This is a genomic window from Stutzerimonas sp. C6.4V, assembly GCF_058536345.1.
In genome coordinates, this window is the sequence record NZ_JBZUBM010000001.1 from 380,204 (window position 1) to 394,307 (window position 14,104).

General features: G+C 61.2%; 14 protein-coding genes and 1 tRNA gene. 9 read left to right on the forward strand and 6 right to left on the reverse strand.

Going from position 1 to position 14,104, the window contains the following annotated elements:
* The first annotated feature begins 14 nt into the window (after window positions 1–14).
* The 4 genes from otsB (at window position 15) to AC4LFW_RS01775 (ending at window position 3,852) form a co-directional block, all read left to right on the forward strand.
* Window positions 15–791, forward strand: a complete 777-nt coding sequence (gene otsB / locus AC4LFW_RS01760) for a trehalose-phosphatase (RefSeq protein ID WP_491817262.1) — start codon at window positions 15–17, stop codon at window positions 789–791.
* 12 nt (window positions 792–803) lie between these two features.
* The gene (otsA, locus tag AC4LFW_RS01765; RefSeq protein ID WP_491817264.1) at window positions 804–2,213 is read left to right on the forward strand and encodes an alpha,alpha-trehalose-phosphate synthase (UDP-forming); all 1,410 of its coding nucleotides are present in this window, start codon (window positions 804–806) and stop codon (window positions 2,211–2,213) included.
* Window positions 2,214–2,293: 80 nt separating this feature from the next.
* Window positions 2,294–2,941, forward strand: a complete 648-nt coding sequence (can, locus tag AC4LFW_RS01770) for a carbonate dehydratase (RefSeq protein WP_491817266.1) — start codon at window positions 2,294–2,296, stop codon at window positions 2,939–2,941.
* The gene (locus tag AC4LFW_RS01775; protein ID WP_491817268.1) at window positions 2,941–3,852 is read left to right on the forward strand and encodes a DMT family transporter; all 912 of its coding nucleotides are present in this window, start codon (window positions 2,941–2,943) and stop codon (window positions 3,850–3,852) included. The genes can and AC4LFW_RS01775 overlap by 1 nt, the downstream gene beginning before the upstream one ends.
* A 178-nt stretch (window positions 3,853–4,030) precedes the next feature.
* On the opposite strand, the gene AC4LFW_RS01780 is transcribed toward AC4LFW_RS01775, so the two are convergent.
* The 3 genes from AC4LFW_RS01780 to AC4LFW_RS01790 all read right to left on the reverse strand — a co-directional run bounded on the left by AC4LFW_RS01780 (window position 4,031) and on the right by AC4LFW_RS01790 (window position 4,742).
* Window positions 4,031–4,222 carry a hypothetical protein gene (locus tag AC4LFW_RS01780; RefSeq protein ID WP_491817270.1) on the reverse strand — a complete coding sequence of 64 codons (192 nt, stop codon included), beginning with the start codon at window positions 4,220–4,222 and terminating at the stop codon, window positions 4,031–4,033.
* Window positions 4,223–4,361: 139 nt separating this feature from the next.
* On the reverse strand, window positions 4,362–4,586 hold the full coding sequence (locus AC4LFW_RS01785; protein WP_491817271.1) for a hypothetical protein: 225 nt from the start codon (window positions 4,584–4,586) through the stop codon (window positions 4,362–4,364).
* A 79-nt stretch (window positions 4,587–4,665) separates the two neighbouring features.
* Window positions 4,666–4,742: transfer RNA gene (locus tag AC4LFW_RS01790), tRNA-Met, on the reverse strand.
* 342 nt (window positions 4,743–5,084) lie between these two features.
* Between AC4LFW_RS01790 and AC4LFW_RS01795 the strand changes: the two genes are divergently transcribed.
* The 3 genes from AC4LFW_RS01795 to AC4LFW_RS01805 all read left to right on the forward strand — a co-directional run bounded on the left by AC4LFW_RS01795 (window position 5,085) and on the right by AC4LFW_RS01805 (window position 7,631).
* A complete protein-coding gene (locus AC4LFW_RS01795) occupies window positions 5,085–5,993 on the forward strand; it encodes a LysR substrate-binding domain-containing protein (RefSeq protein ID WP_491817272.1) in 909 nt (302 codons plus the stop codon).
* A gap of 63 nt (window positions 5,994–6,056) precedes the next feature.
* On the forward strand, window positions 6,057–6,251 hold the full coding sequence (locus AC4LFW_RS01800) for a hypothetical protein (protein ID WP_491817274.1): 195 nt from the start codon (window positions 6,057–6,059) through the stop codon (window positions 6,249–6,251).
* 264 nt (window positions 6,252–6,515) lie between these two features.
* Entirely contained in the window at window positions 6,516–7,631 is a 1,116-nt protein-coding gene (locus AC4LFW_RS01805) for a metallophosphoesterase (protein ID WP_491817276.1), read from the forward strand.
* A 5-nt stretch (window positions 7,632–7,636) separates the two neighbouring features.
* On the opposite strand, the gene AC4LFW_RS01810 is transcribed toward AC4LFW_RS01805, so the two are convergent.
* Entirely contained in the window at window positions 7,637–8,335 is a 699-nt protein-coding gene (locus tag AC4LFW_RS01810; protein ID WP_491817278.1) for a DNA-3-methyladenine glycosylase, read from the reverse strand.
* 274 nt (window positions 8,336–8,609) lie between these two features.
* A complete protein-coding gene (locus tag AC4LFW_RS01815) occupies window positions 8,610–10,133 on the reverse strand; it encodes a fumarate hydratase (RefSeq protein WP_491817280.1) in 1,524 nt (507 codons plus the stop codon).
* Window positions 10,134–10,409: 276 nt separating this feature from the next.
* Here AC4LFW_RS01815 and AC4LFW_RS01820 point away from each other — a divergent pair, with 276 nt between their 5' ends.
* Both AC4LFW_RS01820 and AC4LFW_RS01825 read left to right on the forward strand, forming a co-directional pair.
* Window positions 10,410–11,540 (forward strand): GGDEF domain-containing protein, encoded by a 1,131-nt coding sequence (locus AC4LFW_RS01820; RefSeq protein WP_491817282.1) that lies wholly within the window; start codon window positions 10,410–10,412, stop codon window positions 11,538–11,540.
* On the forward strand, window positions 11,533–12,480 hold the full coding sequence (locus AC4LFW_RS01825) for an iron-sulfur-binding ferredoxin reductase (protein ID WP_491817284.1): 948 nt from the start codon (window positions 11,533–11,535) through the stop codon (window positions 12,478–12,480). Before AC4LFW_RS01820 ends, AC4LFW_RS01825 begins: the two co-directional genes overlap by 8 nt.
* A 79-nt stretch (window positions 12,481–12,559) precedes the next feature.
* Here the strand turns inward: AC4LFW_RS01825 and pyk are convergent, their stop codons facing one another.
* On the reverse strand, window positions 12,560–14,011 hold the full coding sequence (pyk, locus tag AC4LFW_RS01830; RefSeq protein ID WP_491817285.1) for a pyruvate kinase: 1,452 nt from the start codon (window positions 14,009–14,011) through the stop codon (window positions 12,560–12,562).
* Between the last annotated feature and the right edge of the window lie 93 nt (window positions 14,012–14,104).

Genomic DNA, 14,104 nt, shown 5'->3' on the forward strand with positions numbered 1-14,104 from the left:
GAGTCTTACGATACATGAGCAAACAAAATGATCGACCCGTCCTAGAGACCAGGCGCTGCGCATTTTTCTTCGATGTCGATGGCACGCTCGCCGAGATCCAGCCGCGTCCAGAGCTCGTTTTCATTCCTCCCCGTTCGCTGGCTGCACTCGAGCAGCTGAACGACCAAGGCGTTCCGGTCGCGGTGGTGTCTGGCCGGCCAATCAGTCAACTCGATGCTCTTTTATCGCCGCTGCAACTGGCGGCGGCTGGTGTGCACGGCGCCGAGCGCCGTACGGCTGCAGGGGATTTGCAGCATCTGGTGCTCGATAAAGAAGTGCTCGATGCCATTCAAGCCGAGTTGGCGCAGGCGTGCGCCGCACATTCCGGGCTGTCGCTTGAAAACAAGGGCGTAGCCTTCGCTCTGCATTTTCGCCTTGCCCCTGAGCTTGAAGACACAGCCCGCGCCCTGGCCGAAGACTTCGTTTCGCGATACAGCGAGGTCCTGGCGCTGCAGCCCGGCAAGTGCGTATTCGAACTCAAGCCGCGTGGCGCCAGCAAAGGAGAGGTCATTCGGACCTTCATGCAGGAGCCACCGTTTGCCGGTCGCGTCCCTGTATTCATCGGAGATGACCTGACTGACGAGGCCGGCTTCGAGGTGGTCAACGAGCTGGGCGGCATCACGATCAAGGTGGGCAGCGGTGCAACGCAAGCCAAGCAGCGACTGGATTCGGTTGAAGCCGTCGCCGCCTGGCTCGAAGAAGTGCGAAGCACGCTGCCAGCATCGCAGGTAAATCCCACACAACAAGACTGAAGCGAGAACTACATGAGCCGACTAGTAGTGGTTTCCAACCGCGTAGCGCCGATCAAGGCGGGGAAGGTCGCTGCTGGCGGGCTTGCAGTTGGCGTTCACGACGCGTTGCGCCAGGCCGGTGGTATCTGGTTTGGCTGGAGCGGCGACGTAAGCAGCACCCCGCAGACAAGCACCGAAACCGTTGGCAATATCACCTACGTCACGATGGGACTGACCAAGCAGGACTACGATCAGTACTACCGCGGGTTTTCCAACGCCACGCTCTGGCCCATCTTCCATTACCGTATCGACCTGGCCCGCTATAACCGCCAGGAATACGAGGGTTATCGACGGGTCAACGCCATGCTGGCGGAAAAGCTCAAGCCCCATCTCAAGCCTGACGACATCATCTGGATTCACGACTATCACCTGATTCCCTTCGCCGAAGCCTGTCGCCAGCTGGGCATCCGCAACCGCATCGGCTTCTTTCTCCATATTCCTTTCCCGCCACCGGAAATTCTCACGGTCATTCCGCCGCACAACGAATTGCTGAAAACGCTGTGCTTCTATGACCTCATCGGCTTCCAGACCGAGACCGACCGGCTTGCATTTCAGGACTATATGACCCGCGAAGTCCGCGGCATTCTCGAGTCCGATGGCAGCCTCACCGCCTATGGGCAGAATTTCCGCGCCGGGGTGTACCCGATTGGCGTGGTGCCCGATGAGATTCAGAGCCTGGCCGAATCCTACAAGGGGCGGGCTCGGCCCATGCGGCGCACGACCGATGTAGCCCGCAAGAAAATCATCAGCGTTGATCGACTGGATTATTCGAAAGGATTGGTGGAGCGGTTCGGGGCCTACCAGGCCTTTCTGGAGCGTTATCCGGAACACCGACGCGCGGTGGAGTTCATCCAGATCGCGCCCACCTCCCGCTCGGATGTCAAAACCTACCAGGCCATACGGCAGCAGCTGGAAAGCCAGGCTGGCCATATCAACGGCTGGTTGTCGGACCTGGACTGGACGCCGTTGCACTACCTGAACAAGAGCCATGATCGTCGCGTGCTGATGGGCCTGTTCCGTCAGGCCGATATCGGCTTCGTCACGCCGCTGCGCGACGGCATGAACCTGGTGGCCAAGGAATACGTAGCCTCGCAAGACCCGGAGGATCCTGGCGTACTGGTGCTGTCGCGCTTTGCCGGTGCCGCACGAGAGCTGACCTCCGCGCTGATCATCAACCCTTATGATTGCATCGGCATGGCCGAAGCGCTCGACCGTGCCATGCGCATGTCGCTCACCGAGCGCAAGGATCGCTACGAGCACATGATGCGGGCTATCCGTGCGGCCGACCTGGACGCCTGGCGCGACAATTTCCTGCGTGACCTGCGTTCGTTCTCGTCTCGCCCACGAGCCGAGGTCCCCTCGAATCCGCTGTTCACCGTCTGATGCTGTGACGTACCGGTCTGCGTGCTTGTCAAAACGCCGACCGGTTCGTAACGTGCGTGTCGGAATCCAAGGGACAGCCCATGAGCAACGAACTTCAACAGCTATTCGAGAACAACGCACGCTGGGCTGAGGCGATCCTCGAAGAAGATCCGACCTTCTTCACCAAGCTGGCCAAGCAGCAAGTGCCGGAATATCTCTGGATCGGCTGCTCGGACGCGCGGGTTCCCGCCAACGAAATCGTCGGCCTGCTGCCTGGCGATCTGTTTGTCCACCGCAACGTGGCCAACGTGGTGCTACACACCGACCTCAACTGCCTGTCGGTGATCCAGTACGCAGTGGACGTGCTCAAGGTCAAACACATCCTTGTCACCGGCCACTATGGTTGCGGTGGCGTTCGCGCCTCGATGCGCGACGATCAGCTGGGTCTGATCGATGGCTGGCTGCGCACCATTCGCGACCTCTATTACGAACACCGCGACCATCTCGCCAGCTTTCCCACCGAGGAGGCGCAAGTCGATCGGCTGTGCGAACTCAACGTCATCCAGCAGGTGGCTAACGTCAGCCACACCAATATCGTTCAGAACGCCTGGCATCGCGGCCAGCCGCTGGCTGTCCATGGCTGCATCTATGGCATCAAGGATGGCATCTGGAAGGACCTCAACGTCACCATCAGCAGCGTTGAACAGCTGCCACGGCAGTATCGCTTGCGAACCCGTCGGCCGGTTTGATGATGCAGCACAGGGGATGGGCCATCGCCGGCCTGCTGCTCGCGGTACTGTGCTGGGCTGGAAACGCCTTGGTGGCACGTGCATTCCATGAGGCGATTCCGCCGCTGAGCCTGGCGTTCTGGCGTTGGGCATTGGCGACTTGCCTGCTACTGCCATTCGTGGCGAACTCCATCTGGGCGCATCGGGCTGCTTTGCGCCTCGCTGGCTGGCGCCTGCTGATCATCGCCGCGTTGGGGGTGAGCAGCTACAACTCGCTGTTGTACTCCGCAGCTCAAAGCACGCCGGCCATCAACCTTACCCTGGTCAATACCTGTCTCCCCCTGTTCACCTTTATCGGCGGCGGGCTGCTGTTAGGCGAATGGCCCCCGCGCCGCGCCTGGTTCGGCATGGCAATCGCAGCGGGCGGGCTGGTCTACCTCATCAGCCGTGGCAGCTGGGAGGCCTTTACGGGCCTGGCCTTCAAACCCGGCGATCTGATCATGCTGTTGGCAGTGCTCGTTTGGGCACTCTACACCCTGTCGCTGCGGCGCTGGGCCGGGTTCCTCCAGGTGCCGCCATTGACGCTGCTGGGTGTGCTGATGGCGCTCGGCACGCCGCTGATATTGCCGTTCTATCTTATTGAGCTCAGCCAGGTCGGTGGCTTCACCCCCAGTCCGGCCAACCTCTCGGTGATAGCCTACACCGCCGTCTTCGCCTCGCTGGTGGCTTATCTGTCCTGGAATCATGGGGTCAAGGCCGTCGGCGCCGCAAAGGCGTCCATGGCGACCTACATGATGCCTGTCTTCACCGCGATCCTCGGCTGGCTGCTGCTAGGGGAGGGGCTGCAACTGTTCCACTGGATAGGTGGCGGGCTGATTTTCGCAGGCCTGTTGCTGGCGACCCGAACGACTGCGCGCCGTGCTGCCGGCTGATGGCAAGTCTGTTCAAAGAAGTCCCGCATCGCAGGAGGTGTAGAGCTACTCGGTCATGCAGCGATAACAGCAGACTGGGATGAGCCCAGCCCGCCGCCTCGCCTGTTCTTATGGACCCCAACTCCTTGCCTTACCGTCGCTCGCTAAGCTTTCACACGACCTGGTCGGCTGGATTCGCTCATTTGCGCTTGTGATTGTCCGGATCGTCTGCGTCATTGCCGTTCATGCGCGTATGTGTCGGCTCCTGGCTATGCCCGACAGGCTGCGTACGCGTCGTATGAGCGGTTGTTCCGATCTCGACTTCATCTGCGGTGTTCGCCAGCTCGTGGTCGCTCTTCTCGTGCGGTGTCGTCTTGCTGTCATTCGCCATGCTGCACCTCGTCAGTTTGTGAAGGGCTCACATACTTTGAGAGAGGAGGATGGACGATGTTCTAACCAGTGGTCAGATGACGCGCTGGCGAACGCTGATCAAGCGGGCCACCGCAGAGGTAGCGGGTGGCTACGTACCTTTAACGCTTGTGTTCCGCCCACGGTGCGGCGATTTGCAGACCACCGATAAGCAACTGATCCGCAGCCATCCATCCCACAGCGCCGATCAACCCCAACGACAGATTTCCAACCACAATGCCGATCGCAACCTGTTTCCAAAGCCCAGCGTACCTGCTGGATGAAGTAACGGCGCTGCGATAGGGCGTTTCGCGCTCGGCGCGGATGTTGTCGAAGCGGTCGGTCATGGTGCGTTCTCGATGATGCCGGGCTAAACGATGGGCACAAAAAAAAGGGCTCAGCTTTCGCTGAACCCTTTTTAGAATTTGGTGGCTACGCAGGGACTTGAACCCCGGACCCCAGCATTATGAATGCTATGCTCTAACCAACTGAGCTACGTAGCCAAGTGGCGCGCATTATTCGCGTCACGCCTGTGGCTGTCAACCCTCCTTCCGCGATTTTTCGTCCGTCTATCAACTGGTTATGCAGCGCGACCGGTCGTACCTTAAAGGCCGCACTGATGAGCGTCTGCTTTGTTGCGGCTCGGTCCTCTTTCCGGCGCGAAGCTGGGGCGGCCAGGCGAGGGCGATCTGGCTGGGTTGCGTGCCGATGCGCTTGAGGAGCCGTACTTCACATGCCGTAGGCCCGCATCTTATAAAGCGGTGGGATGCATGCGTGCAATGTCCTGCTCCGACTTCCAATGCAAAGCCCGCCTCCAAGTCAAACATGATTGATGTGAGTAATAGATGAAAACCACGCTCGACGAGTTGCAGGCTTTCACGGCGGTCGTCGATACCGGCTCGATATCCAGCGCGGCGGTGCAGCTAGGGCAGACGGCCTCTGGGATCAGCCGCGCGCTCAGCCGGCTTGAATCCAAACTTGCTACCACATTGCTGCGCAGGACGACGCGGCGTTTGCAGCTGACCGAGGAGGGTGCCGCCTTTCTGGTTCAGGCGAGGCGGATTCTCGAATCAGTGGAAGAGGCTGAAGAGCAGATGTCGCGACGGTTGCAGCATCCGGCAGGACGCTTGCGAATCAATGCCTCTGCGCCGTTCATGCTACACGTGCTGGTGCCGCTCGTAGGAGGCTTTCGCGAGCGCTATCCGGATATCGAGCTGGAACTGCACAGCAGCGACCAGATCATCGATCTGCTTGAACATCGCACCGATCTCGCGCTGCGCCATGGCCCGCTACGTGATTCCACCCTGCACGCCCGGCCGCTGGGCCGCAGCCGGATTCGTGCTGTGGCCAGCCCGGATTATCTGGCACGACGTGGCGCGCCACAGCAGGTGGAGGCGCTGACAACGCACAGCCTGATCGGATTTACTCAGCCGGACAGTCTCAATCACTGGCCGCTGCGCCACCCGCTCGGCGAAACCTGGCCCATCGCACCCAGCCTGTGGGCATCGAGTGGCGAGACGGTACGGCACCTGGCGCTGGCAGGTCAGGGCATCGCCTGTCTATCGGATTTCATGACCGCACAAGATCGTGCCGAGGGCGCTCTGGTGGAGGTGCTGGCCGAGTCAAACGCATTCGTCCTGCAGCCGATCCACGCGGTGTACTACCGCAACACGGCGTTGGCGGCGCGGATCACCTGCTTGCTCGATTACCTGAGCGAGTGCTTGGCAGAGCAAGAGTGGACGCGCCAGGGATGACCGGGCCGAACCATGCCTGCGTGACCCTGCCTAACTCTGCAGGCCCATCAGTGAGGACATGACATGCTGAGTACTGATTTCCCAAGCGATCCGCCCCGGTACCCCTGGCTTGCGGACGAATCGCCCCTGAACGATCTCGACGATGCCGAGAGTGATACCGAGCTGGACGATGGCGACACCCTGCCTGATGAGGTGGTTGAACAGCTGGAAAAAGAACCGGCGCCACCGGACCCGATGCCTGATCCGGGCGTGATGTAGGGGCAGGTCAATGGCGTCTGGCGAATAGATTTGCGCCTGCGTGCCTAGACGGCGAAGCCCCCGGGTCGTGGTGAAGACCGATAGGAGCTACAGCGAACCGGCGTGACGGGACTGGCGTTCAGTTGTTAAGCCTGTGGCGGACCTGGCCGACAAGCTAAGTCGGTCAGACGCTCAAAGGCGGCGCCTGGGACGCTATGTCTGGCCCTGGGAATCTCCTGCCTCCACACTGCTTGTCCTAACGTTTCATTGCTCAAGAGACTATGCATGAACAGGCGGTTACTAGTGGGTGTGCTGTTGGTTGGTCTGCATGTATTCGTTGGGGTCACGCTGATTCCGGACCTTGCTCTTGGGCTGCCTGGCACCGTGCTGGCTTGGGCTTACCTGATGCTTTCGGCGCTGCTGATGCGCTACGGCGTGTTGGTGCGAGGCGCAGGTAGCGCGCTGCTGGCGTGGTCGGGGCTACTCGCCATGGGGATATTTTCCAGCCTGGCGATCTTTTCTCTGGTCCGCGCGTTTGTGCTGGTGCTGGCTTCGCTGCTGGGCTGGGAGTCGGCGGAGCTTACCCGGGCCTCGGCGTGGGGCGTTATTGTCGGCGTGCTGGCGGTAACGCTGCTTGGGGTGCTCAATGCACGGCGAACCGCTCGGGTTATGCAACGCGACATCACCTTGTGCAGTCTTCCCGCTGCAATGAACGGGTTCAGCATCGTGCAGCTCAGTGATATCCATGTAGGCCCGACGATCAAACAGGGCTATATCGATGCAATCGTGAAGCGCGTAAACGGATTGTCACCCGACCTGATCGTCATCACCGGTGACCTGGTGGATGGCAGTGTGGCCGACCTGGCCGACGACATTTCGCCATTGGCGCAGCTCAGTGCGCGCCATGGTGTTTATGTGGTGACCGGCAACCATGAGTATTACTCCGGAGCGGATAGCTGGATTGCCGAATTCGAGCGCCTGGGCATGAAGGTGTTGCTCAACCGTCACGTCCTGCTAGAACACGCCGGTTCGCAGCTGGTGCTGGCGGGGATCGCAGATTATTCAGCCGAACTGTTCAGCCCCAGCCATAAAAGCGATCCGGTAGCGGCTTTCGCTGGTGCGCCGCAAGACGCGCCACGCATTCTGCTGGCGCATCAGCCACGCTCGGCGAAGGCTGCGGCCGAGGTGGGTTGCCATCTGCAGCTATCCGGGCACACCCATGGCGGGCAGTTCTGGCCCTGGATGCACTTCGTGCGTTGGCAGCAACCATGGGTTGCAGGACTGCAGCGCCTCGGTGACATGCAGATCTACATCAGCCGCGGCACCGGTTATTGGGGGCCGCCGCTGCGCTTTGCCGCACCGTCGGAGATTGCCCGCATTCGTCTGCTCAGCACCGGGTAGCGATTTCAACTCGCCATCAGCTCGCGGCGCATCATCAGGTAGTCCTGGCCTTCCACTTGCCCGCGGCGCAGCGGATTACGTGTGCAATGGGCGGCGAAGCCGGCATCAACGAAGCGATAGGGCAGGTGCTCGTCGCGTCCCTTTGGGATGCCTAGCCGGGTGGTCTGAACGATATCCGGTCGCGCGCCGATGTCATCCACGCGCAGCCGGGCGGGGTCCATCCGCTGGGCGTTCCATTCGGTGACGGTCAGCCCGAGCGCCTTGCACAGCAGCGTCTGCCCTGAACACAGGCGGGTCAGTGGACGAGGGCCTCCCGCTGCAGCCGGGCTGTTAACGCGCATGCGCTCGATAGACTCCTCGCAGGACAGCGAGTCGACCCAAGGGTAGCCGGCCTTGATGCATACCGCGTTGCCGTCCCCTTGCACACTGAAATTCAGGGAGTCCCCTCCGCGTGAGTAATAGAGATAGAGATGCCCTGCCGGCATGAACATCGCCCGTCGCGAAGGGCTGTAGCCCAAGGAGGAATGGCTGGCTTTTTCACTGACGTAGTAGGCCTCGGTCTCGATGATCCGTGCGGATAACCAGAGCCCATCGACGCAATGGCGAATCACGGCTCCCAGCAACTCCTGGGCTACGATCTGCGCGTCCCGGTCGAAAAAAGCATCGTCGAGATAAGCTAGCGGTGGTTCGGTAAGGCTGGTCATCTGCGCTCCTGCTCTGCAAGTCTGCCTTTTCCGACCGCCTAAGCGGGGGGAATATTCCGCTCCGGACATGCGTATGCCTTACCGGTCGTCCGATGGCGGTGCATCCGAGCCGGTTCTGGTGTCTGCGTTCGCATCTGCTTGTAGCCAGAACGCCGGGCATCGGTTCGTCGGGGGGGGAGACGCTTAGCGATGGCGTGCCAAGGTGGGCCAGCTTGGCCGTATTGCCGTTCAGACGAACAGCAATACGGAACCGAGCCTTCAGTGGTGGGGGTGGTTACTGCACTTCGACTGCCAGACTCTCCGAGATCTTCTTCTGCCAGATCGCCGGGCCGGTGATGTGCACCGACTCGCCGTTGGTATCGACGGCCACGGTGACCGGCATGTCCTTCACTTCGAACTCGTAGATCGCTTCCATGCCCAGTTCGGCGAAGGCCAGCACCTTAGACTTCTTGATCGCCTGGGCAACCAGATAGGCCGCGCCGCCGACGGCCATCAGGTAGACGGCCTTGTTGTCCTTGATCGCGTCGATGGCGATCGGGCCGCGCTCGGACTTGCCGATCATGCCCAGCAGGCCGGTGCTCTCGAGGATCTGACGGGTGAACTTGTCCATGCGCGTCGCGGTGGTCGGGCCAGCTGGGCCAACCACTTCGTCGCCGACCGGATCGACCGGGCCGACGTAGTAGATGAAGCGGCCCTTGAGGTCCACCGGCAGCTCTTCACCCTTGTTCAGCATGTCGACCATGCGCTTGTGCGCGGCGTCGCGGCCGGTGAGCATCTTGCCGTTAAGCAGAACGGTTTCGCCCGGCTTCCAGCTCTGCACTTCTTCCGGGGTGATGGTGTCGAGGTTGACGCGGCGCGCGCTCGGGCCGGCTTCCCAGACGATCTCCGGATAGGCATCCAGCGGCGGCGGGGTCAGTTCGGCCGGGCCGGACCCGTCCAGTACGAAATGCGCATGGCGTGTGGCGGCGCAGTTGGGGATCATGCACACCGGCAGCGAGGCGGCGTGGGTCGGGTAATCCATGATCTTCACGTCGAGCACTGTCGTCAGGCCACCCAGGCCCTGGGCGCCGATACCCAGCTGGTTGACCTTCTCGAACAGTTCCAGGCGCAGCTCTTCGATGCGGTTCTGCGGGCCGCGGGCCTTCAGCTCATGGATGTCGATGGATTCCATCAGGACTTCCTTGGCCATCACCGCGGCTTTCTCGGCGGTTCCGCCGATGCCGATGCCGAGCATGCCCGGCGGACACCAGCCGGCGCCCATGGTCGGAACGGTTTTCAGGACCCAGTCGACGATGGAGTCGGACGGGTTGAGCATGGCCATTTTCGACTTGTTTTCCGAGCCGCCGCCTTTGGCTGCCACGTCTACTTCCACCTTGTCGCCTGGGACGATGGAGTAGTGGATGACAGCTGGCGTGTTGTCTTTGGTGTTCTTACGGGAACCAGCCGGGTCTGCGAGGATCGAAGCCCGCAGGACGTTCTCCGGCAGGTTGTAGGCGCGGCGAACGCCTTCGTTGATCATGTCATCCAGGCTCATGGTGGAGCCGTCCCAGCGCACGTCCATGCCGACGCGCACGAATACGGTGACGATGCCCGTATCCTGGCAGATCGGTCGATGACCGGTCGCACACATCCGCGAATTGATCAGGATTTGTGCCATGGAGTCGCGAGCCGCAGGCGATTCCTCGCGCAGGTAGGCTTCGTGCATCGCCTGGATGAAGTCGACGGGGTGGTAATAGGAGATGAACTGCAAGGCGTCGGCAACGCTTTGTATCAGGTCGTCTTGCTTTATCACGGTCATGCAGCGCGTCCTCTTGGCGGGGCGGAGACAAGGCGTGTCGAGAAAATCGCCGACACGCTCAGGTAAAAAATGCGCGGCAGTATACCCTGCCGTGTCGCAGGGAACACAGACGGACCAAAGGTGAAGGGATGCGCATGAAACACAGCAGGACGCTGGAACAGGGTGGGACTCGGCAGATACCGTTGGTCGCCCGAGCCCTTCCGCTTGGCAGGCTCGATAGGCATTTGTCGAGCCCTGGCGTACATTGTGTCAAATTGCCACTATGGGAAGGATTCCATGCGCGCGATTCCTGAAGGTTCCGAACCGCAGGCGCTCCAGCAACTGGTCATCAAGCGCTTCGGTATGGCTGCGGGGACCTATGGTCTTGCCTTGCTGCTGACCTGGATTTCTGTGGTCGGTGGCTTTTATCAAGCGCCTGTCGACACCGCCGTCATTGGCTCGCTGATGATCGTCGTGAGTCAGCTGGCTCTGTTCTGGATTTTCTACCGCGGCCACAATCTGAGGTTCCGCGACCCCAGCCTGACCGAGCCGCAGGTCCTGATCGGGTTGTCCTGGCTGACCTTTTTTCTGTACAACCTCGGCAGCCACCGTGGCTCGCTGATGGTGCTCTACGTGCTGGTGTTGATGTTTGCGGTTTTCCTGCCACCAAAGGTCTTCATTCGTTACGCGGCGCTGGCTTTCCTCAGTTTCGTTGGCATTTCCCTGGGACAGTTTCAACTTCACGGCATGGAGCAGCCAGAGGTTGCCCTGTTGCAGGCTTGCGTGTTGTTGGTGACTCTTGTCTGGATGTGCCTGTTTGTCAGCTACGTATACAAGCTGCGTCAACGCATGCGTCAACGGCGCTTCGCCTTGCAGGCGCATCAGCAGACGCTGCGCGGCATGATGCGCCAGCTGGAGGACCTGGCCTCTACGGACGAGTTGACTGGCCTGTACAACCGGCGCTACTTCATCACCAAGGCAGAGGCGGAGCTGAACCGACTGCGGCCCGGGCACCAGTCTGGCCTGGCGCTCATCGACCTTGACCACTTCAAGCGGATCAATGATTTGCACGGGCACGCTACGGGAGACCGGGTGCTGCAGACCTTTGCTTCAGTTGCACGATCCTGCCTACGCGATGGCGATATCCTGGCCCGCTACGGCGGTGAAGAATTCGTTCTATTGCTGCCACACACGGACGCCGAACAGTTCAGTGCCTGCTGCGAGCGATTGCGAGAGGCCTTTGCAAACGCCCAGCCATTGGATGTGAAAATGCAGCCTGGCCATCTCAGCCTGTCGATAGGTCTGACCTTGCTCAGAGAAGGCGATGAATTGGACAAGTCCCTGCAGCGGGCCGATGACGCGCTCTACCGCGCCAAGGGCAACGGCCGCAACCGATGCGAGGCCAGTTGGACAGCCGTCAATGCCTGAACTTCGCTGCGGGAGGCGGAGCTGGACCGTCGCGGCAGGTAGCAACCTGCTGGACGAGCTCAACTCGGCTGGTTTGAACGTACCCTATAGCTGCCGTGCCGGCAGCTGCCATGCCTGCCTGGTGCGCTGTCTGCGAGGCGAGCCGGAGGACGCGCGGCCTGGTGCGCTCGATCCGGGGCGTCGTGACGAGGGCTGGCGTCTGGCCTGTCAGTGCTCCGTGATCGAAGACCTGGAGGTGGCAGTCTTTGACCCGGCGCGTGAAGGTCAGGCGGCACGGGTGCTCTCGGCCGACTGGCTCGGCAAAGAGGTGTTGCGACTGCGCCTGCAACCCGAGCAGCCGTTTCGCTATCGCGCCGGCCAGCATGTATTACTCTGGAGCGCCGGCGGCATTGCACGACCTTATTCCTTCGCGAGTCTGCCAGGCGAGGATCCGTGGCTCGAGTTTCATCTCGATTGCCGCCTGCCTGGCGCTTTCCGCAGCAACGCTCGTCTCCTGTCCCCTGGTGATCATTTGCAATTAGGGCAGCTGCATGAAGGACCGTTGCACTACGACGGCACCTGGCAGGCTCGGCCGCTGCTGCTTCTCGCAGCTGGCACCGGGCTCGCGCCGCTCTTGAGCGTGCTGCGGGAAGCCTTGCGGCAGGCGCACAGCGGTCCGATTCGGCTATTGCATCTGGATGGCGAGCACTCCTATGCCAGCGAAGCACTTGAATCGCTCGCCGGCAGGCACGATGAGTTGTACATAGAAGCGGTACATCGGTCCCGAATGCGTGACCGCCTGCGCTCGTTGCGTATCAGCTCGCGGCAGGAGGTGGCGCTGATCTGCGGCGGTCGCAGTTTTGTCGAGGCGTGCACCAGGCGGATGTACATGGCAGGTCTGCCGCGCGGGCAGATACTGAGCGATACCTTCGTCACCGGGGAGTCGAAGGTGGTTGGCTGATCATGGCGGGCTGGGGGGGGGCAAAGCGGCCAGCAGAAGGCCTCCACCGTAACGGTCGAGGCCTTCGTATTCGAGCCGGTCAGGCCAGGGAATCACCCACACGCAAGATCTTCATGGTGTTCGTTCCGCCCGTGCCGTGATAGGTATCGCCCTTGGTCAGAATCACCCAATCCCCTACGTTGACGATGTTGCGTTGCAGCAATTCGTCTACCGCGGCCTGGCTGACCTTATCCGCTGGCAGTGCGGCCGGGTCGAAGGGAATGGTCTGCACGCCTCGGAACATGGCGACCCGCGCCTGGGTTTCACGGTGCGGGGAGAAGGCAAAGATCGGCACCGATGAACGGATACGGGACATGATCAGTGGGGTATAGCCACTTTCCGTCAGGCTGATGATCGCCTTGACGCCTGGGAAATGGTTGGCGGTGTACATTGCCGCCAGGGCAGTGCTCTCGTCGCTGCGCTCGAAGCGTTGACCGAGGCGGTGACCGGACTTGATGCTTGTCGGATGCTTTTCGGCACCGACACAGACCCGTGCCATGGCCTTGATCGCTTCGACCGGGTATTCACCGGCGGCGCTTTCTGCCGAGAGCATCACCGCATCGCTGTAGTCGAGTACGGCGTTGGCTACATCGGACACTTCGGCGCGGGTCGGCATCGGGTTCTGGATCATCGACTCCATCATCTGGGTCGCGGTGATCACGATCTTGTTGTTCCGGCGTGCATGCAAAATGATTTTCTTCTGGATGCCCACCAGCTCGGCATCGCCGATTTCCACCCCAAGATCACCCCGCGCGACCATCACGCCGTCACTGGCCCGAATCAGACCGTCGAGCGATTCGTCATCGGCTACAGCCTCGGCACGCTCGATCTTGGCGATCAGCCAGGCACTGGAGCCTGCCTCATCGCGCAGGCGGCGAGCCAGTTCCATGTCGGCGGCGTCACGCGGAAAGGAGACCGCGAGGTAATCCAGGTTCATCTCGGCGGCCAGCTTGATGTCGGCCTTGTCCTTGGCGGTCAACGCTGGTGCGGTCAGGCCGCCCCCACGACGGTTGATGCCCTTGTTGTCGGACAGGGGGCCACCGATCAGAACAGTACAATGCAGCTCATCGGCGGTCGCGCTGTCGACACGCATGACCACACGGCCGTCATCGAGGAGCAGTTCGTCGCCAATGCTGCAGTCCTTGACCAGATCCGGGTAGTCGATGCCAACCACCTCCTGAGTACCGGCATCGCGCGGATGAGTGACGGAGAAACGGAAACTGTCCCCTTCGGCCAGTTCGATGCGCTTGTTGCTGAACTTGGCGATGCGGATTTTCGGGCCCTGCAGATCGCCCAGCAGAGCGACGAAACGACCATGCTTGGCGGCTATGTCCCGTACCAGTTGCGCCCGGGCACGGTGCTCGTCAGGCGCACCATGAGAAAAGTTCAGGCGGGCAACATCGAGGCCGGCGACGATCATTTTTTCCAGTACGTCCGGCGAGCTGCTGGCCGGGCCGAGCGTGGCGACGATTTTGGTACGGCGCGAGATCATTCAATGCTCCTTTTCGAGAATGCCGGCGAGGCTACTATGCCGGGCGGCTGTAGTCATCGTTGAGCGGCACTACTCTTTCGGAGTTGGCGGGCA

Bases quoted from the DNA above. Each gene is read 5' to 3' on its own strand.
- otsB (WP_491817262.1), top strand. From the start codon at position 15: ATGAGCAAACAAAATGATCGACCCGTCCTAGAGACCAGGCGCTGCGCA.
- otsA (WP_491817264.1), top strand. From the start codon at position 804: ATGAGCCGACTAGTAGTGGTTTCCAACCGCGTAGCGCCGATCAAGGCG.
- can (WP_491817266.1), top strand. From the start codon at position 2,294: ATGAGCAACGAACTTCAACAGCTATTCGAGAACAACGCACGCTGGGCT.
- AC4LFW_RS01775 (WP_491817268.1), top strand. From the start codon at position 2,941: ATGATGCAGCACAGGGGATGGGCCATCGCCGGCCTGCTGCTCGCGGTA.
- AC4LFW_RS01780 (WP_491817270.1), bottom strand. From the start codon at position 4,222: ATGGCGAATGACAGCAAGACGACACCGCACGAGAAGAGCGACCACGAG.
- AC4LFW_RS01785 (WP_491817271.1), bottom strand. From the start codon at position 4,586: ATGACCGACCGCTTCGACAACATCCGCGCCGAGCGCGAAACGCCCTAT.
- AC4LFW_RS01795 (WP_491817272.1), top strand. From the start codon at position 5,085: ATGAAAACCACGCTCGACGAGTTGCAGGCTTTCACGGCGGTCGTCGAT.
- AC4LFW_RS01800 (WP_491817274.1), top strand. From the start codon at position 6,057: ATGCTGAGTACTGATTTCCCAAGCGATCCGCCCCGGTACCCCTGGCTT.
- AC4LFW_RS01805 (WP_491817276.1), top strand. From the start codon at position 6,516: ATGAACAGGCGGTTACTAGTGGGTGTGCTGTTGGTTGGTCTGCATGTA.
- AC4LFW_RS01810 (WP_491817278.1), bottom strand. From the start codon at position 8,335: ATGACCAGCCTTACCGAACCACCGCTAGCTTATCTCGACGATGCTTTT.
- AC4LFW_RS01815 (WP_491817280.1), bottom strand. From the start codon at position 10,133: ATGACCGTGATAAAGCAAGACGACCTGATACAAAGCGTTGCCGACGCC.
- AC4LFW_RS01820 (WP_491817282.1), top strand. From the start codon at position 10,410: ATGCGCGCGATTCCTGAAGGTTCCGAACCGCAGGCGCTCCAGCAACTG.
- AC4LFW_RS01825 (WP_491817284.1), top strand. From the start codon at position 11,533: ATGCCTGAACTTCGCTGCGGGAGGCGGAGCTGGACCGTCGCGGCAGGT.
- pyk (WP_491817285.1), bottom strand. From the start codon at position 14,011: ATGATCTCGCGCCGTACCAAAATCGTCGCCACGCTCGGCCCGGCCAGC.